Origin of the sequence: Chryseobacterium sp. CBTAP 102 (genome assembly GCF_003201365.1) — a bacterium.
In the GTDB taxonomy this organism is placed as follows: Bacteria; Bacteroidota; Bacteroidia; order Flavobacteriales; family Weeksellaceae; genus Chryseobacterium; species Chryseobacterium candidae.
The window spans coordinates 110,982-129,681 of sequence record NZ_QICX01000002.1 but is presented as its reverse complement, the minus strand read 5'-3'; the positions used below and the strand labels follow the sequence as shown (position 1 = coordinate 129,681).

16 protein-coding genes and 1 tRNA gene are annotated in these 18,700 nt (G+C 35.9%); 9 read left to right on the top strand and 8 right to left on the bottom strand.

Translation table 11 applies throughout. From position 1 onward, the window contains the following. Positions 1–79: 79 nt before the first annotated feature. The 3 genes from C8D70_RS03940 to C8D70_RS03930 all read right to left on the bottom strand — a co-directional run bounded on the left by C8D70_RS03940 (position 80) and on the right by C8D70_RS03930 (position 3,996). A complete protein-coding gene (locus tag C8D70_RS03940) occupies positions 80–2,131 on the bottom strand; it encodes a DNA/RNA non-specific endonuclease (RefSeq protein WP_110366447.1) in 2,052 nt (683 codons plus the stop codon). 446 nt (positions 2,132–2,577) lie between these two features. Then, positions 2,578–2,649: transfer RNA gene (locus C8D70_RS03935), tRNA-Glu, on the bottom strand. A gap of 60 nt (positions 2,650–2,709) precedes the next feature. Continuing rightward, positions 2,710–3,996 carry an N-acetylmuramoyl-L-alanine amidase gene (locus C8D70_RS03930; protein WP_181416090.1) on the bottom strand — a complete coding sequence of 429 codons (1,287 nt, stop codon included), beginning with the start codon at positions 3,994–3,996 and terminating at the stop codon, positions 2,710–2,712. A 53-nt stretch (positions 3,997–4,049) separates the two neighbouring features. Between C8D70_RS03930 and C8D70_RS03925 the strand changes: the two genes are divergently transcribed. The 3 genes from C8D70_RS03925 (at position 4,050) to C8D70_RS03915 (ending at position 7,614) form a co-directional block, all read left to right on the top strand. Beyond that, positions 4,050–6,635 (top strand): putative LPS assembly protein LptD, encoded by a 2,586-nt coding sequence (locus tag C8D70_RS03925; protein WP_110366446.1) that lies wholly within the window; start codon positions 4,050–4,052, stop codon positions 6,633–6,635. Positions 6,636–6,778: 143 nt separating this feature from the next. Next, entirely contained in the window at positions 6,779–7,159 is a 381-nt protein-coding gene (locus C8D70_RS03920) for a RidA family protein (protein ID WP_034694591.1), read from the top strand. Beyond that, a complete protein-coding gene (locus C8D70_RS03915) occupies positions 7,159–7,614 on the top strand; it encodes a hypothetical protein (RefSeq protein ID WP_076597026.1) in 456 nt (151 codons plus the stop codon). The genes C8D70_RS03920 and C8D70_RS03915 overlap by 1 nt, the downstream gene beginning before the upstream one ends. A gap of 67 nt (positions 7,615–7,681) precedes the next feature. Here the strand turns inward: C8D70_RS03915 and C8D70_RS03910 are convergent, their stop codons facing one another. Next, on the bottom strand, positions 7,682–9,211 hold the full coding sequence (locus C8D70_RS03910; protein WP_110366600.1) for a trypsin-like peptidase domain-containing protein: 1,530 nt from the start codon (positions 9,209–9,211) through the stop codon (positions 7,682–7,684). 339 nt (positions 9,212–9,550) lie between these two features. Here C8D70_RS03910 and C8D70_RS03905 point away from each other — a divergent pair, with 339 nt between their 5' ends. The 4 genes from C8D70_RS03905 to C8D70_RS03890 are packed head-to-tail and all read left to right on the top strand — an operon-like array spanning position 9,551 to position 13,024. Beyond that, the gene (locus C8D70_RS03905) at positions 9,551–10,912 is read left to right on the top strand and encodes a rhodanese-related sulfurtransferase (protein WP_110366445.1); all 1,362 of its coding nucleotides are present in this window, start codon (positions 9,551–9,553) and stop codon (positions 10,910–10,912) included. 56 nt (positions 10,913–10,968) lie between these two features. After that, positions 10,969–12,213 (top strand): peptidase U32 family protein, encoded by a 1,245-nt coding sequence (locus C8D70_RS03900; protein ID WP_110366444.1) that lies wholly within the window; start codon positions 10,969–10,971, stop codon positions 12,211–12,213. After that, positions 12,213–12,443: a ferredoxin gene (locus C8D70_RS03895; RefSeq protein ID WP_076597023.1), complete on the top strand. Its 231-nt coding sequence runs from the start codon at positions 12,213–12,215 to the stop codon at positions 12,441–12,443. Before C8D70_RS03900 ends, C8D70_RS03895 begins: the two co-directional genes overlap by 1 nt. Before the next feature lie 5 nt (positions 12,444–12,448). Further along, a complete protein-coding gene (locus C8D70_RS03890; protein ID WP_110366443.1) occupies positions 12,449–13,024 on the top strand; it encodes a 5-formyltetrahydrofolate cyclo-ligase in 576 nt (191 codons plus the stop codon). On the opposite strand, the gene C8D70_RS03885 is transcribed toward C8D70_RS03890, so the two are convergent. Together C8D70_RS03885 and C8D70_RS03880 are read right to left on the bottom strand one after the other, a co-directional pair. Further along, on the bottom strand, positions 12,973–13,554 hold the full coding sequence (locus C8D70_RS03885; protein ID WP_110366442.1) for a hypothetical protein: 582 nt from the start codon (positions 13,552–13,554) through the stop codon (positions 12,973–12,975). The genes C8D70_RS03890 and C8D70_RS03885 overlap by 52 nt on opposite strands. Continuing rightward, positions 13,538–14,719, bottom strand: a complete 1,182-nt coding sequence (locus tag C8D70_RS03880; RefSeq protein ID WP_110366441.1) for a hypothetical protein — start codon at positions 14,717–14,719, stop codon at positions 13,538–13,540. Before C8D70_RS03880 ends, C8D70_RS03885 begins: the two co-directional genes overlap by 17 nt. Before the next feature lie 183 nt (positions 14,720–14,902). On the opposite strand from C8D70_RS03880, the gene C8D70_RS03875 reads away from it, so the two are divergent. Next, positions 14,903–15,232 carry a hypothetical protein gene (locus C8D70_RS03875; RefSeq protein WP_076597019.1) on the top strand — a complete coding sequence of 110 codons (330 nt, stop codon included), beginning with the start codon at positions 14,903–14,905 and terminating at the stop codon, positions 15,230–15,232. Between the two features lie 121 nt (positions 15,233–15,353). Here C8D70_RS03875 and C8D70_RS03870 read toward each other — a convergent pair whose 3' ends face one another. Further along, entirely contained in the window at positions 15,354–16,121 is a 768-nt protein-coding gene (locus tag C8D70_RS03870) for a TrmH family RNA methyltransferase (RefSeq protein ID WP_110366440.1), read from the bottom strand. A gap of 206 nt (positions 16,122–16,327) precedes the next feature. Further along, a complete protein-coding gene (gene rmuC / locus C8D70_RS03865) occupies positions 16,328–17,833 on the bottom strand; it encodes a DNA recombination protein RmuC (RefSeq protein ID WP_076597017.1) in 1,506 nt (501 codons plus the stop codon). 192 nt (positions 17,834–18,025) lie between these two features. Between rmuC and C8D70_RS03860 the strand changes: the two genes are divergently transcribed. Beyond that, positions 18,026–18,700 carry a response regulator transcription factor gene (locus C8D70_RS03860; RefSeq protein ID WP_076597035.1) on the top strand — a complete coding sequence of 225 codons (675 nt, stop codon included), beginning with the start codon at positions 18,026–18,028 and terminating at the stop codon, positions 18,698–18,700.

Below are 18,700 nucleotides of genomic sequence, written 5' to 3'. Positions count from 1 at the left end.
ATTCAAAAGAATTATTTAGAAAGAGTTTGATGCTTAATATTTTCAGATTAACAATAACTTTTTTAAGTAATCTAGGAACTTATAATTTTATATCATCTTTCCCTGTAATTTCAATAAGTTTTATAGTTTCGCGGAAATCAACTCCATTTAAAGGATCAAATTCATTGTAATCATTAAAAGCAATACCCGTTAGATCTGCAATTTTTTGTAATGGAACCTGATAAGTCTTAAATTGACCAAAACCATCTTCTCTGATTCCTTCTTTATTTCTAAAATCTTCAATATTTTCTGGTTGTTTTAACATATAGCCACTTACGGAAGGTGTTCCATCTGCTTTTATCATCACTGCCACTTTCCAAAATTGTAATGGTAACAAAACTCCTCTGTATGGAATGTCATCTTCACTAAATACAGGACCTGTAAAAACAGAAACTTTAATATCTTCCCGTCCCGCACTATCCAATATATAGTTTTCGAGGCTTAACCAGGTCTTTTGGTTCAGGTCTTTATGTTGCGGAGTAGAATTTGAAAAATGAAAAGTATCATCATTTGCAGCAGCTGCATTTGGGCCCCAAACAGGATCCAGTCTCCGAACCATATGTCCGCGATCCAGATCATTATCTGCATATACGGCCGGACCTGTTTGATATTTCTCGTCCATTCTTGGATCAATTATCCATTTTGTATTTTCTCTTTTTATAGGATCAAGCCTATTCCCATCGATATTGACTGCTGTCATCATACACAGCTTTCGGCTCTTATGGATGGCTATCGAAAAATTAAAATAATGCAGAAGACTTTTGTTGGTCTCTGTAGGGTTTAATAATGGTGCTAAATTTTTACTTTGAGATTTTAATAAGTCCTCGATTTCAATCTTGAAATTATCTGAGCTTACAAAGTTTGCGTCATATCCGTTTCTGCCCTTGTAATTTGGGTTTTTTGCTTTTTCTATGAAGAAAGATTGCTCCTTAGTATCTTGGTTAGTGGGAATACTGTCTGTTGTATTTTGTGAAACCAAGTTGTCTGTAAGACCAATACCTAACGTAATTTCAACGGGTACGTTAAATGTAATTTTGTTGCTCATTTCGTTTAATTTTTTATTATCAGATGAAGATTGATGGACTTTTTTTTCTGTTAAGATTTGTAAATCAGAAATTGAATTTGAATTATTGAATATTTCCTCAACCAAATTATTGGGGAATTTTGCCCGTATACTGTTTATGTTGCTTTTAATATCTTGCAGAATGGAACTAATTCTAACACCTTCATTGGCAATCCAGTCTATAAGATTCTCATCCATGTTTTCTTGAAATATAGTTCCGTCCTTACACAAGTAATTACCTTGTTCGTCCTTTCGGGGGACTCCGCTATGATGCAGTGCAACAACCTGCCACTGATCATTATAAACAGGTGCGCCGGAAGAGCCCGGTGCAGTGTCTGTAAAATAGGTTATAAAGTCTTCTGTTTTAGCAATTAACTGGTTTTCCCTAATAGCAATCTGTTTGTATTGTCCTGAAGGATGTTGGATAATTGACACGCATTCTGAAACGAGTGCTTTATTCGGGTCTTCAGTAAGCTTTAAAAATCCAAAATGATAGAGCGGTTTAATCTTGCTTTTAGAATCAGGGTTTACATAGACAATTGTAAAGTCTAATCTTTCATTTGTATAAAAGAATTTATTTACATTAAAAGTAAATATATGGCTTACTGTAGGCTCGCCAAACTGGTCGTATTGAAAATTGAATTCAGCCAGACTATTTTGGGCATCGCCCTCATTTGCAAATACATGATTGTTTGTGAGCAAGAGATTGGGAGAGATTAAAAAACCAGTTCCAAAACCTATGCTACCGCCACTTATATTCTTTACGTGAATTCTGCATACAGGATTTGAAGCTAAAAACCCCAACTGTAAATAATTTATACTCATTAAATCATTTTTCTTCAGGATTCTTTCCTTTGCAAGATTGAAAGGTTCAAAGCGATTTGAAACAAGGTGATCTAATCTTTCGTTAATAATAACTTTCTCACTTAACCATGTTGGTGATTCAATTGCTGCTTTAGCATGAGGAAGACTCAATTTTGAAAATCTTTTTTCAGTCTCTGCTATGAATTTTAGATTGGATAGTTTCATATGTTTTTAATTAGTTTTTACGACTGTTTATAAGAGCGTGAATTCTCTACTCCTATAATTTTAATTTAATTTGATGCTCAATTTTTTACAACGCTGTTTAGTTTGTACCATACTTAGACTATGTATGAGTACAAATTTCAGTTATAATCAGAATCATTTCAATTACCCTTTTTCGTGATTTTGAGGTTGAGTTTTTATTTGCTCAAAACGGTTCCTGAAATCAAAAATGTTATATGGGGCAATCAAAATTTTGCTTTTGTGGATATTGGAAAAAAATGAAACTATTGCTCTAAAAAATCTTTAAAGAGATGAAAAAAGATTTTCGAAATTCGCCCTGTACAAAGTGTGTAGAGGCGTTCTTTTAAAATTCGTGGAGATTCTGTTGATTTTTGGAATAAAAAAATCCCTTAACCTTTATTGATCAGGGATTGATTGATGTAGTTGAGTAGCCTATAGGGGAATCGAACCCCTGTTGCAAGAATGAAAATCTTGAGTCCTGACCACTAGACGAATAGGCCAAATTTTGAGGTTGCAAAAGTAGGAATTAACTTTTAAACTTCAAAATTATTTTTTTTGATTTATTTGTAGACCTTTTGTATCACGGTATTTTTGACACCTTTAGCTTCAAGTTCCTTTTGAAGCTTTACAGCATCTTCCAATGTGTATACCTTTCCGTAGGTATAATAAAATACTCCATTATCCTTGTTTCTTTCCACATCTTTTAAATTCTGAAGGATATAAGAATTACCATTCAGTTTATCACCTGCATACACTTCTATGGTATAATATCCCATACTGATTCTCTGGTTAGGCATAAATCCTACAGCAAACGCATTTCTGAAACCTGCATCTTTGGCAGTTTTAAGATTAATATCTTTCACTGAAGCCATATTGGTTACAGCATAGTAATACTTGTATTGTCCGTTTTCTTTAAGGGTAAGAATATAGTTCAGGCCTTTCAGGGCAGGATCATTTTCATTGTATTTCGTAGGAGAACTCATCAATAGAATTCTGAAATCGTTTTTCAAAGGAACTTCTGCCGGTTTTTCAGGTTCTGGTTTTCTGACAGCCATAGAACCGCCGGATTTTCTGTCAACCGCTTTTTTATAATCAATAATGGCATTGTAGATACTTTCTGCAATTTCAGTCTGTCCTTTGTCTGAAGCAATATAGTGGCTTTCTTCAGGGTGATTGATAAAACCTGTTTCTATCAGTACAGATGGCATGGCATTCATACGGAGAACGTGAAGGTTTTTCTGAAATACACCTCTTGAAAATCTTTTATCTTTATTCACAAAGTTATCTTCTACCAGTCCTCCCAAGAGAAGACTTGATTCCAGATATTTACTTTGCTGAAGTTTCAAAGCAATTAATGATTCAGGAGAATCCGGGTTATAAGAACCAAAAATCTGCTTATCTTTCTCATCAAGAAAAATTACATCATTTTCTCTTTTGGCTACTTCCAGGTTCTCATTATTCTGGTTAGGTCCCTGTACATACGTTTCAGTTCCATATGCTGTAGGTCTTTGGGAAGAGTTACAGTGAATGGATACAAAAAGGTCTGCTTTACTTCTGTTAGCCAGATTGGTCCTGTCAGACAGAGAAGGATACTCGTCTATTTTACGGGTATATATTACTTTGAAATCTCTGTTTTTCTCTAACATGGCACCTACTTTTAATGTAATGGCAAGTGTAATGTCTTTTTCTGCAACCCTTCCAATGTCGGAATAAGTCCTGTTGGCTCCATGATCACTTCCTCCGTGTCCAGCATCCAGAACGATAGTAAACTTCTTCTGTGAGAAAATAAAGTTGCTGGTAAGGATAAGGAGAAATGATAAAATTATTTTAAAATTTTGTTTGTGCATCTTACAGTTATAAAAATTATATTAATTTTGAGCCTTAATTATATAGAATAAAATTGGCCAAAACCGTCTTCAAAAATATATTACAAATTTTAATTATCCTAATTTTTAACAATTTTTTAGCACAGAAAACTCCTGAAAAATTGCCTGAAAATGCGGTTAATGATACTATTTCCAAAAAGGATACCATAGTTGTAAAAAAAGAACCTTTAAATGATGTTCTTCGTACAAAAGCGGATGATCAGAGAAGAGATGTTCCCAAAAAAATGACATTCCTGAACAAAAATGCTCAGGTAAAGTATCAGGATATGCAGATTGATGCGGATTATATCTCTATTGATGATAACAAAAATCTGATCTACGCCAGAGGAAAACAAGACTCTCTAGGGAAGATTATAGAGCCTGTAATCACTACACAGGCCGGGAAAAAATACGAAACCAATGAATTCAACTATAATACAAAAACAAAACAGGCCATTGCTTTCAATGCCAGAACAGAAGAAAGCGAAGGGGTAATTATAGCCCAGAAAACTAAAAAATATAATGATTCCGTATTCGCAATGAGAAAAGCGGATTATACAACGGATGATTATTTCATTAAGAAGAAAGATACGGCAGCGGATTATTTTATGAGAGCCTATAATATTAAGCTGATTAAAACCAAAACAAAATCCCAGATCGTAACAGGTCCTATTCAGATGTTTATCGAACAGGTTCCTACGCCGCTTTACCTTCCTTTTGCTATTTTGCCATTCTCAGATAAAAGGGCTGCAGGTATTCTGATCCCAAGTTTCGGGGAAAGAGAAGATGTTGGTTTCTTCCTGAACGGAATTGGATATTATCAACCGATTGGAGAACATTTTGACCTTAAGGTTTTAGCAGATATTTATACAAAAGGAAGCTGGAACTTACGTCCTCAGGTGAATTACCAGAAGAAATACCGCTACTCAGGAAACTTTACGGCAGATATTGGTACAATGGTGAGAGGGATCAAAGGTTTGGACGATTATACTAAAAACAGTACCTATAGAATCAACTGGACTCACTCGCAGGATTCCAAAGCCAATCCTTTCCTTACATTCAGTGCCTCTGTAGATATTGTAAGTACCAAATTCTATAACAACCCGCTTAACAACAATTACATTTTCAATCAGAATGTATTGAATACCCAGCAGAACTCTACAGTAACCCTTACCAAAAGATTCCTGAAACTTCCGATGACTATCACAGGAACTGCTTCATATTCCCAGAACTTTGCAACAGGATTGGCAGACCTTCGTCTTCCACAGATGAACGTAGCAATTAATCAGTTCTATCTGTTCAAATCAAGAACAGGGATCAGACAGGGATTACTTGAAAATATTACAGTGAATACCGGTTTCAATCTTACCAATTTTGTGAATACTCAGGAGAACGAGCTATTTAAAAAAGAAATGTGGGATAAAATGCAGACAGGACTTAAAAACAATATCGCATTGGCTACCAATACAACATTGGCGAAATACTTCACTTTCAGTTTAAGTGCGAATATCGATAACGCTTTGACTACAAAAACGCTGAACAGATATTATGATCCGGTAAAAAATGTAACGGTTGACGAAATCAATAAAAACTTTACAGGATACTCTACTTTTTCCACTTCCGCAAGTCTTCAGACAACACTTTTTGGAATGATGAAATTCAAAAAAGGATCTACAGTGGAAGCGATAAGACATATGATGACTCCAAGTATGAGTTTTACCTATTCACCGGATTTTTCAAGTCCTGGCTTCGGATATTACAGAAACTATTATAATGCAACCGGAGCGCTGACACCCTATTCTATTTTTGAAAAAGGAATTATCGGAAGCCCGTCAAGTGGTATGCAGGGAGCCTTAGGGTTCAATATCGGTAACAATATTGAGATGAAAGTAAAGTCTAAGAGTGATTCTACAGGGGTAAAGAAAATCAAAATTTTTGAATCTTTAAACCTGGCAGGAAGCTACAACTTTGCTGCTAAAGATCATCCCTGGTCTGTATTCTCTATCAACGGACAGTCTTCCTTTTTCAATAGTAAACTTACTGTAAATACCAGTCTTGCGCTGGAACCTTATAAAATTGATTTCTCATCAGGAGAAAATACAGGGGTAAGAACAGAGCAGTTCGGTCACTTCAGTGTGCAAGGATTCAACGTTCAGCTATCTTATCCTTTAAGCAGCGAAATTTTTGGAGAAAAAACAGATTATGCCAAGAAGTATTCTTCGAAGGGAGAAGTCCGAAATGAAAATTATTATTTTGATGATGATCATTATGCTCACTTTGATCAGGCCTGGACTTTAAATATCAGTGCCAATTATGCTTATTCCAAAGGATTGAGCAAATTTGCCAATAAAATTGCATCCATAGGATTAGACGGTAGTATCAAGCTTACTCCTTACTGGAATATCAACGGAAGTACGCATTATGATATGGTGACTAAAGAATTGGCATATACAAGGATTGGTTTTTCAAGGGATCAGCGAAGTTTTACAATCAATTTCAACTGGGTTCCTTTCGGACAGTATAAAGTGTATGACTTCTTTATCGGTATCAAAGCCAATATCTTAAGTGATGCATTGAAGTACAAAGACAGAAGTTTTACCCAGCCTAATGCACCTTTCTAATATCAGATTGGCATTTGTGAATATAAATTTTATATTTGCAAGCAGAATAAATACTAATGAAATCACTGTTGACAAAATTCGCAAACCAGCGAACATAACAGATAGTGATCACCTATGATCTGGAAAAAATTAAATATCCGCATATGAAACAAATAATCAACACAGTTAATGCACCTGCAGCTATCGGACCTTATTCACAAGCTAATATGGCAAACGGAGTTTTGTATATCTCCGGACAGATTCCTGTAGATCCTGCAACGGGTAAACTGGTAGAAGGAATTGAAAAGGAAACGCATCAGGTAATGAAAAACCTTGAAGCCATCCTTACTGAAGCTGGCATGACTTTCAAAAATGTTGTAAAAGCGACCATCTTCCTTAAGAGCATGGATGATTTTGCTGTAATGAATGATATTTATGCATCATACTTAGATTCAGAAAGCTATCCTGCCCGAGAAACAGTACAGGTTTCATGCTTGCCTAAAAATGTGGATATCGAAATTTCTATGATCGCACATCAGGATTAATGAACTTTATAAGAAATACAATTGCGGTTCTGATAGGCCTTGGTATTGCAGGACTTATTATTACTCTTGGTATAAGGGCTTTTCCGCAATGGGTAACTTTTGAGGCTTTTGCTCCGTTTGAGCACTGGCAAAGGTTTCTTTTCAGCATGAAAGATGATAAGGCGTTTTTCGGCTTCCTTTTATTTATTTCCGGATTAGGAACGACCATTGGAGGAGTTGCGACGGCCATTATTGTTAAATATGCTAAAGTAGCCTATGCTATTCTGATTGGCTTTATTATGCTTTTTATCGCCATGTTGGATGTCATTATTTTTCCTTATCATCCTACATTTTATAAGATCTCTATTTTTCTTACGTTCTTTCCGTTTTCATGGATTGGGGGTAAAATTGTAGAAGTGATCTACGAAAGGAATAAAAAGAAGAATATCGCTGATAAAATGAACAAGTCTAAATAAATAATAAAAAGCGCTGCAGACATTTGCAGCGCTTTTTGTTGATATGAAAAACTAATTTGTTTTCTGATTAAGGCATTTTGAAACCTTTTGTATAGATTCTTCCATAGTCATCCACGAATTTCACCTGTACATTCCCCTGATATTTCTCAAGGATCTTTTCAACATCTTTCTGTGAATTGACCGGCTTGCCATTGATTTCGATGATGATATAGTTATCTACGATCCCGATTTTAGCCATTTCGCTGCCCTCAGATACGTTTTTAGCCACTACACCGCTATTTAGTCCGTATTCTGTTTTGAAACGCTCTGTAAGGGGATCAAATTCAGATCCGATTTTTTCTGTTACACTAAGGTCGGCTTTTGTTCTTGTTGAAGTGCCTCCTTTCTGGTCTCTAAGCGTTACAGAGGTAGTACTTTCTTTGCCATTTCTTGAATAAGTAACCTGTACTTTATCGCCAGGACGTTTGCTTCCGATAGACATAGAAAGATCAGCAAAGTCTGTGATATCGTAGTTGTCTACTTTTGTGATTACGTCTCCTTTTTTCAGTCCTGCATCTTCAGCACCACTGTTTTCACCAAATCCTGTAATATAAATTCCTGAACCTACCTTCAGATTTGTTTTAAACTGCTTGTTGTATGAACTTACCAATTGGTCATTCGAAAGATCTAAAGATTGAACTCCAAGGAATCCTCTCTGTACAATTCCGAATTTCTTGATATCCTCAACGATTTTTCTTGCTAAGTTAGAAGGCACTGCAAATCCGTATCCCTGATAATATCCTGTAGTAGACTGAATCGCAGAGTTGATCCCGATAAGCTCTCCATTCGTGTTTACCAAAGCTCCTCCTGAGTTACCCGGGTTGATGGCGGCATCCGTTTGAATGAAACTTTCAATAGGATTAGTAGCTTTTCCCTGGCCTCCCAAGATTCCGATACCTCTTCCTTTTGCAGAAACAATACCGGCTGTTACTGTAGAATTTAATCCTAATGGATTTCCTACTGCAAGTACCCATTGTCCTACATCAATATTGTCAGAGTTCGCAAAATTCAGATAAGGAAGACCTTTTTCTTCAATCTTTAATAAAGAGATATCTGTATTAGGGTCTGTTCCTACCAAAGTAGCGATATATGATTTTTTGTTGCTTAAAACAACTTCAAGCTTGTTAGCACCTGCTACCACGTGGTTGTTGGAAATAATGTAACCGTCCGGAGAGATGATAACACCGGAACCCATTCCAGATGGCATATTGTCAGGAGCTTGTTGCTGCTTCTGTCTCTGCTGGCCTCTTCCCCCGAAAGGATCTCCAAAGAAAAAGTCGAACAAATCCTGCTCTGAAGCTCTGCTTGAGGTTCTGCTCTGATAGTTTTTAATGGTAACTACAGCCGGAACGGTTGTTTTAGCCGCTTTTACAAAATCATCACCTACAGCTCCTGTATTCATTCCTGCGAATGATGTATTAGGTGCGGCTGTTGTGAAATAAGATTGATCTCCATTATTAGAGCTATGTCCGAAATATTGTAAAGCTCCAACGGTAGTAGCTCCAGATAATACCCCTACCACTGCAAATGGTAATAGTTTTTTAAAAGTAGTCTTCATTGTATATCTTTCTTTTTTATTAATTAATTTCATTTTTATGTTTTTGAGTAAACAAATTTAATGTTAAATAAGTAAGCAATTAGTATGCTATGTTTCAATTTTAACTAAAATTTAACGGCTATTATATCATTTTATGTCTTATGTCATAATTGTTAATGTCAGAGTTAACAAAACTTAAAAAAAAATTAAAGAAAATATGGCAGAATCATGATGTAAAGTGATTTCTTTTTCATTGCAGACAGGTCATTACTTACTATTCTTGATTCGTGTCATAAATATACTTAATTCAAAAATTATTACCTTTGCAAAAATTTTATTCTCACTTAAAACGTTTATAGCATGCAACTGTATAACACCTTAAGCGCAGAAGAAAGAGCTCAACTTATTGATGAAGCCGGTAAAGACCGTCTTACTTTGTCTTTCTATGCGTATGCCAAAATTGAAGACCCCCAAAAATTTCGCGACGAATTATTTATAGCCTGGAATGCACTGGATGCACTTGGCCGTATTTATGTTGCAACAGAAGGAATTAATGCTCAGATGAGTGTTCCTGCAGATCAGTTTGAGGCTTTTCGTGATACGCTGGAAGTTTATGACTTCATGAAAGGAATCCGTTTGAACGTAGCGGTAGACCATGACAATTACTCATTTTTAAAATTAACCATAAAAGTCAGAAATAAAATTGTTGCTGACGGTTTGAATGACGAGACTTTTGACGTAACCAATAAAGGGATTCACTTAAAAGCTCAGGAATTCAATAATATGCTGGAAGATCCCAATACCATTGTTGTAGATTTCAGAAATCACTACGAAAGTGAAGTTGGGCATTTTGAAGGAGCAATTACTCCGGATGTGGAAAACTTCAGAGAAAGTTTACCTATTATTAACGAACAGCTGCAGGATTTTAAAGAAGATAAAAACCTGCTGATGTATTGTACCGGAGGAATCCGTTGTGAAAAAGCAAGTGCTTACTTCAAACATCAGGGATTCAAAAATGTATATCAACTGGAAGGAGGTATCATTGAATATACACGCCAGATCAAAGAAGAAGGAATAAAAAGTAAATTCATCGGTAAAAACTTTGTATTTGACCACCGCTTAGGAGAGAGAATCACAGACGATATTATTGCACAATGCCATCAGTGCGGAAAACCTTGTGATAATCATACCAATTGTGCCAATGATGCCTGTCATCTATTGTTTATCCAATGTGATGATTGTAAAGCAGCAATGGAAAACTGCTGTTCTGCAGAATGTCTGGATACCATCCATTTACCTTGGGAAGAACAGGTGAAACTAAGAAAAGGGTTACAGGTTGGAAATAAAGTATTCAGAAAAGGAAAATCCGATGCCCTGAAATTTAAAAACTCAGGAGATTTAACTGATAAGCCTTTAGCAAAAGCCGAAACAAAAAATATCCGCCAGAAGATTGCTGTTAAAAAAGAATTGATAGGTAAAGCAGAGCATTACTATTCAAAATCAAAAATTGCGCAGTTTTTAATTGAGCATAAAGATCTGTCAGTTGGAGATAAAGTATTAATTTCAGGTCCTACAACAGGAGAGCAGGAGGTTACTATTACTGAAATCTATGCTAACGGAGGTCCTTGTGAAACAGCAAATATAGGAGATCAGATTACTTTTGCATTACCATTCAGAGTTCGCTTATCTGATAAGATGTACAGAATTGTACAAAATGCATAATTCCGAACTTTCAATAAATTATTTCTGTTTAATAACTTAGTAATTCCGGACTCAAAATGACAAAAAGCGGAACAATAGAATTGATGTCTCCTGCAGGAGATTTCATATCACTTCAGGCAGCTATAGATAATGGGGCTGACTCTGTCTATTTTGGTGTTGAGCAACTCAACATGCGTGCAAGAGCAACAATGAATTTTACCATTGATGATCTGCCGGAAATCGCCAGAAGATGTGCTGAAAAAGGAGTAAGAACCTATCTTACCCTTAACACCATTATATATGATCATGATCTGTCTATCGTCAGAACACTTTTAGATAAAGCTAAAGAAGCTGGTCTTACAGCTGTAATTGCAATGGATCAGGCTGTAATCTCTTATGCAAGACAAATTGGCATGGAGGTGCATATTTCTACGCAGATTAATATAACCAATGTTGAAACCGTAAAATTCTATGCTCTTTTTGCTGATACAATGGTGATGAGCCGTGAATTAAGTATCAGCCAGATCAAAAAAATCTGTACTCAGATTGAAAAAGATCAGGTGAAAGGACCTTCCGGTAATCTTGTTGAAGTGGAAATTTTCGGGCATGGTGCCTTATGTATGGCCGTATCCGGGAAGTGTTATCTAAGCCTGCATTCTCATAATTCTTCTGCAAACAGAGGCGCGTGCAAACAGAACTGCCGAAAAAAATATACTGTGATTGATCAGGAATCAGGTTTTGAAATTGAACTTGATAATGAATATATGATGTCTCCCAAAGACCTTTGTACCATTGGTTTTCTGAATCAGATTGTAGATGCCGGCGTAAAAGTCTTAAAGATAGAAGGAAGAGGAAGAGCACCTGAATATGTAGCAACAGTTACAAAATGTTATAGAGAAGCAATTGACAGTATTGCTGAAGGAACATTTTCTCAGGAAAAAGTTGATGAATGGATGAAACTTCTGGAAACCGTATACAATAGAGGTTTCTGGAGTGGATATTATCTTGGCCAGGAGCTGGGTGACTGGTCTTCGAACTCAGGTTCCAGTGCAACACAAAAGAAAGTTTATATAGGAAAAGGGCGGCATTTCTATCCGAAAGCCAATATTGCTGAGTTTGTGGTTGAAGCCTATGATATTTCCGTAGGAGACAGTGTACTTATACAGGGGCCCACTACAGGATCACAGGAAATGATCATCGAAAGTATGATCGTTGATAAGAAGGAAGGAGCTGAAAAGGCAACAAAGTCTGATGTGATTACTTTCCCTACGAAGTTTCGTGTACGGGCAAGTGACAAATTATATAAAATTGTTAAAGCGTAATGGTCATTGCTACACTCCAAAGAGATAAATGTATTGGTTGTAATTACTGTGTTGAATTCGCTCCGGAATATTTTAGAATGTCTAAAAAAGATGGCAAATCAGTATTGCTTAAGACGGTAGATAAAAAGGGCTTCTATACTTTAAAAACATCTGATCAGGAAGCATTTGAGCATTTGGAGAAAGCGGCAAACGCCTGTCCTGTGAAAATTATTTCTGTAAGAATTACTTAATCATTATGCTGAAAGCTGAACTTAGAAAAAAATATATCCAAAAAAGAAAGGCCTTGTCTACCGATGAGGCTTTCCTGTTATCTCAAAAGATTTTTGAAAATTTCATTCAGTATTTCAATCCGAAAGAATCGGAGAAAGTGCATGTTTTTATCCCGATTCCGGCAAGAATGGAAATTGATACCCAGATATTCATTGATTATTTTTTAGCACAGAATATCCGGGTTTATGTGCCTAAAATTGTAGCTGATAAGCTGATTGCTATTGAAATTTTTGAAGATACTGTTTTTGAAACCAACAGTTGGGGGATTTCAGAACCTGTTTCTAATGATGATTCAGGGGAAAATTACTTTCATTATGTGATTACACCTTTATTATACTGTGATAAAAAAGGAAATCGGGTAGGATACGGTAAAGGATTCTATGACGGCTTGTTTCAAGGCATTTCTTCCGAGACAAAAAAAATCGGAGTCAATTATTTTGACCCCGATGAATATGTGGATGATGTCTGGGAAAATGATATTCCTCTGGACTATCTGGTTACTCCTACAGACGTACTGTCTTTCTTGAGCGGCTTGGAATAAAAATCTAAAAAGTAGAATTTAAATTCTTTTTTAAGCTTTGATGTAGACAATAAGATGTATTGTGCATTCTTTTCAAAGCTTCCCAGCGACTTGTTTTTATTATCAAAATACTCCACATTGAACTTGGCGTAGTCTAATGTATCTTTTTTATAAAACTCTTTATATACATTCAGATTGCTGACTTTCGCTGTTTTTGCTTTCATGCTGTCCAGTTCCTTCAGCAGTCTTTTAAATGTCAGAGAATCCGGTTTGTGAAAATAACTTTCCATCTGAGAATAAATGACAGTATCTATTTCCGTATTCCTGTTTCCACTAAGATAGAGGGTAGACAGGTCAAGAAGCTCCTGAACTTTTTGTTTGGTGATGGAGTTGATAGCCTGCATGCTATCCATCTGTACGGCAGGATAGCTTTTTTCATTGTTGCTGTTTCGTAGTTTATCGAGGTCGCTTACCTCTGAGGTTTTATTATTACAGGCAATAACTAAAGTCAGAAGCACGGTGAAAATTAAAAAATTACTTATTCTTTTCATCTGTGGTAGCAATTTTAAATTTGATGGATACAATTTTACCTTTGATATCCTTTTTCATTTCTATTACATTCAGGTTTTTCAGAGAGGTTGTTGGCGTGGTTACCAGAGTGATATACTTCTGTTTATCCAGCCTTTCAATGCCATAAGTGTCATTATCATACACCTGATAGATGACTGCATTGCTGCTGATCAGGTTTTCCAGCTGATTTCTTTTCTGCTTAATAAGAGCAACCTGCTCATCCGGATTCCCTCCTTTGATGTCTTTTATAGAGAAATAATACACAGCCATCTTATAATCATCCGGCTTTAGTTCTATTTTTTCTTCTTCAGGGGCATTTTCAAGGCTTCTGTTGACCTCCAGAGGCTCGTAGAAAGGAGCACTGATTCGCATTTTTAGATTTTTATCTTTGCTGGAATAATAGAAGCACTCGCCGGGCTTTATTTTATACATCAACGGAGATTCGTTTTCTTTCACCACCATTATTTCTAAGGTATTGATCACAGAAACTCCTCTGTCCTTATCAATGAAACAATATTTATAAGTTTTCGAAAAAAGTACATCTTTAAATCCTAAAAGGCCAGTAATGGTAATCAAAACTGAAGTAACAAGTGCCCAGGCGTTCTTTTTGAAGAAATTTTTCTTAGGCGGAACAGCTGAAATTTCAATCTCATTTGTTGTCGCTTTGTTTTTTGTAAGTGTCTGATTTTCAGTATTTGATTTTTGTAAATCAGTGTTTTCTTGGGTGCTTATTTCAACTTTTTTAGGCTGAAATTCAGTTTTTGGAAGTTCGGGAGCTGAAGAAACTGTTTTTTCAAGTTCATCCATATCTTCTTCATCAAAATTTTCATTTTCCTGCAGCAATTCGCCGGCAAAAAGATGTTGCTTTTTGAACTCATACCAGGAGTCATAACCCGCATAAATACTCAATAAATTGAGCATATCTATCCTTGGTAATTTAGTAACCGGTGAAGTTTTAAAATAAGTGTAAAATGACTTTTCACTAATGTTACCTTTCGCTTTTTTTCGAAGGTCTTCCTGAAAATATATAATATCTATACCCTTCCACTTGGATATGTCATCCTGCGAAGGGGTATATTCTTTTAAGTATTGACCCTGAACATCCTTTTTTAGCTGTTCAAAGTGTAATAGATCTAAATCTGTCAATTTTTCAAAAAATAATTAAATTATTGATTATCAGCTATGTTTTTTTGTAAAACTATTTTACAAAGGTATTACAATTATTTTTCATAGACAAACTTTCTAACTGCTCTACCTTTGTCTTGTTCAAATAACAGAACAGAAGAAAATTTTATAAAACAATATTAACAAAATTAAATTTAATTTATTATGAAAAAGTCATTATTCGTAGCTGCTATCGCTGCAATCTCTCTAGTTGCTTGTAAAAAAACTGAAGCTACTGCTACTGAAGGTACAACTGATTCTGCTGCTGCTACTGTAGCTGATTCTGCTGCTGTAGTTTCTGATTCAGCTGCTAAAGTTGTTGATTCTGCTGCAACTACTGCTGTAGAAGCTACTAAAGATGCTGCTGCTGCTACTACTGCTGCTGGTGCTGAAGTTGCTAAAGATGCTGCTAAAGGTGCTGCTGAAGCTGCTAAAGGTGCTGCTGATGCTGCTAAAGGTGCTGCTGATGCTGCTAAAGATGCTGCTAAGAAATAATTCTAGCATACGCTTAACAATAAAAGAACCGTTTCACCCAGTGAAACGGTTTTTTTATGTTTAGTCATTTGCGGGCCGCAGGTGAAGTAATCTCTTTACTATAAAAAATAAGACCAATAGTCTATCCCTTCTTTTGCTTCAGAGATTCATAACACGTAATAGCCACAGCATTACTCAGATTTAATGAATCAATACTTCCTGCCATAGGAATAAGCGTGTTTTTTCCTTTTCCGATCCAGAAATCACTCAGTCCGGAATGTTCCGTACCGAATAATACCGCAGAACGCTGTCTGAAATCTCTCTTATAAAGATCTTCAGCACTTTCGTCCATAATCGTTGTATAGATATTAAAACTGTTTTTTTGAAGGAATTCCAATGTTTCTTCGTTTTCAGCCTGATATACTTCCATCCCGAAAAGGCAGCCAACACTGGATCTGATTACATTAGGATTGTAGAAATCAGTTTTTCCGTCAGCAACAATCAGTGCATCCACTCCAAAAGCTTCACAGCTTCTTAAAATAGCACCAAGATTTCCTGGCTTTTCTACACCTTCAACAATAATTACCGTAGAATCTTTTTTAGGAACAAATGATGAAAGTGAATTTTCTTTAGTATGGTAAATGCCGATAATTCCTTCGGAACTTCCTCTGTAAGCGATTTTTTCATATACCTTCTCACTTACATAATGGATTTTTCCATCGGGAAGAGTTCCTTTAAAGATATTTTCAGAGATAAAGAACTCCAGCGGCTCAAAATCATACTGCATGGCTCTTTCATTTTCCTGCTGTCCTTCTACTACAAAAACTTTTGATTTTTTACGAAACCTGTTGTCAGTAAGAAGCTTAGTGACATTTTTTATTTTATCGTTTTGAAAACTTTCTATCAACATGCTGCAAAATTATGCAAAATTTATGATTGAACTTCTCTGGTTTTAACAAAAATGGTTTTCCGAGTAGTCTCAAATGGAGTTTATTTTTCCATTTAAAAAAAAGATAAGAATGGTCATAAAGTCAATTAATAGCCATTTTATTCCGAACATAGCTTGCTCAGAAGAATACTGCTTCCAATAACTAAGGGGAATAGCTTTTCTGAGGTTTAGCTTTCTGATGTTTCTGTGAAACTGCTGTTGTCAATAAGACTTTGAGGCAGATCTTTTTTATTTTTAATGCCTAATGATTTCAATTTCTGAGTCTGGATCACCAGGTTGTCATTTCCGGTATGAAGCTGTTTGTAAGCATCATTGTATACATTTTTAGCCTGATCCAGATTTCTGCCTACTTTTTCCAGGTTTTCTACAAAGCCAACGAATTTATCATAGAGTCTGGCTCCTCGTTCAGCGATTTCAATAGAATTTCGGTTCTGATATTCGCGTTTCCAAAGATCGGCAATCAGCTTAAGGGAAGTGATCAGATTGCTTGGGTTAAGCAGAAGGATTCTTCTTTCATAGGCATAGTTCCAAAGATTCTGATCCGCCTGCATTGCAGCAATATAAGCAGGCTCACTAGGAATGAACATCATCACAAAATCCAATGATTTTCCATAGTCATCGTATGCTTTTTGACTTAACTGATTAATATGATTCTTGATAGATCCAAGGTGCTGGCTCAGTTTTATGGCATAAACATCGGCGTCGGTTTCGTCTACCAATTCGGTAAAAGCAGTCAGTGACACTTTAGAATCAATGATGACATTTCTTTCGTCCGGATATTTTACAACGGCATCAGGTCGCATTTTCTTTCCGGAAAATTCGGAGAATAAAGCTTTGTTGTCTTCATCGCGTAATTCATGCTCCAGGAAATATTCTCTTCCTTTTACCAGTCCCGATTTTTCAAGAATACTTTCCAGAATCATTTCACCCCAGTTCCCTTGTGTTTTGCTTTCTCCTTTCAGAGCGCGGGTCAGTTTTTTGGCATCTTCGGAAATCTGCTGGTTCAGTTCCGCCAGTTCCTTCACTTTTTCAGCAAGGGAGAAACGCTCTTTATTTTCCTTTTCATAGGCTTCGTTAACTTTGTTTTTTAAGTCTGCAATTTTCTCCTGAAAAGGGTCAAGGATATTTTTTAAGTTATTTTGATTTAAAGCCGTAAACTTTTCTGTCTTTTCTTCTAAAATTTTATTCGCGAGGTTTTCGAACTGAAGTTTAGACTCTTCCTGAATCTTGATAATTTCTTCTTTCTGTGTATCAAGTGATTGTTGGAGACTTTCGTTTTTAGCAGAAAGCTCAGAGTTTTTAGCAAAAAGAGTCTGTTTTTCAAGAATGTGGGTTTCTATCTGAGAAGTCTGTCTCTGATTGATTTGTTTTAACTCCTGAAACTGGATGTTTAAAGAAGAATATTCGGCGGATATTTTAGAAAATTCATTTTTCAGATCATCCAAAAGATCCTGCTGAAGCATATTGGCTTCTTTCTCTTTACTGATATTCTGATGAAGCTCCTGAATTTTCAGATTGGAATTTTCAAGATCAGATTGATTTTTAATAGATAAGGTATTCAGTGCATCATAAGAACTTCTGGAAACCATTGACGATTTCAGTGCAAAATATAAAATAACCGCGCCCAGTACACCACCGGCAACCAACCCAATAATTAAATAGATCATCTCCATCTTCCAAAATTATGAAAAAAGGCTGGAAGCTGTATGAACAATACCGCCTGTTTGTTCTACTATTTTAAAAGATTGATGAAATGTCTGAGGCTAGTGAATAGAGCAGCTCCATTACTTCTCTCTTCCAGCATCCATCTTCCATCTTCCTTTCTGAAGAAGAATACTTATATTTATGGGAAATTTCAGAGACTTATGAATATTTTGTTGGTAGAAGATGATCAAAGAATCAGTAATTTCCTGATAAAAGGCCTTTCCGAGGCTGGCTATATTACAACCCTGGCAGATTCCGGGGAAAAGGCGCGTGAGCTTCTTCATACCTATGATTTTGATATTATTTTAATGGATATCATGCTTCCCGGACTGGATGGAATGCAGCTTACACAGATTATCAGATTTAAAGGAAATTATACTCCGATTTTGGTTTTAAGTGCCTTGAACAGTCCTGATGATAAAATCAAAATGCTGGACATGGGCGCTGATGATTATTTATCAAAACCTTTCCATTTTGAAGAACTGATTTCAAGAATTAAAGCGTTAACCAGAAGAAATAAATTAAGTTATCAGAAAGACGATCAGCTTTTATCATGCGGCAATATCACCATTGATACGGATCTCCATAAAGTAACTCAGAACGGTAAAGAAATAGAATTTTCCCCTACGGAATACAAACTTTTTACTTTCCTGATGGAGAATAAAAATAAGGTATTGAGCAGAACCCAGATTTTGCATAAAGTCTGGGGAATTGATTTTGATAATACAACGAATGTAGTAGATGTTTACATTTCCTATGTGCGTAATAAGATTGATGAGACAGAACATAAAATTATTCATACGGTAAAAGGAACCGGTTATTTGATCAAAGACTGA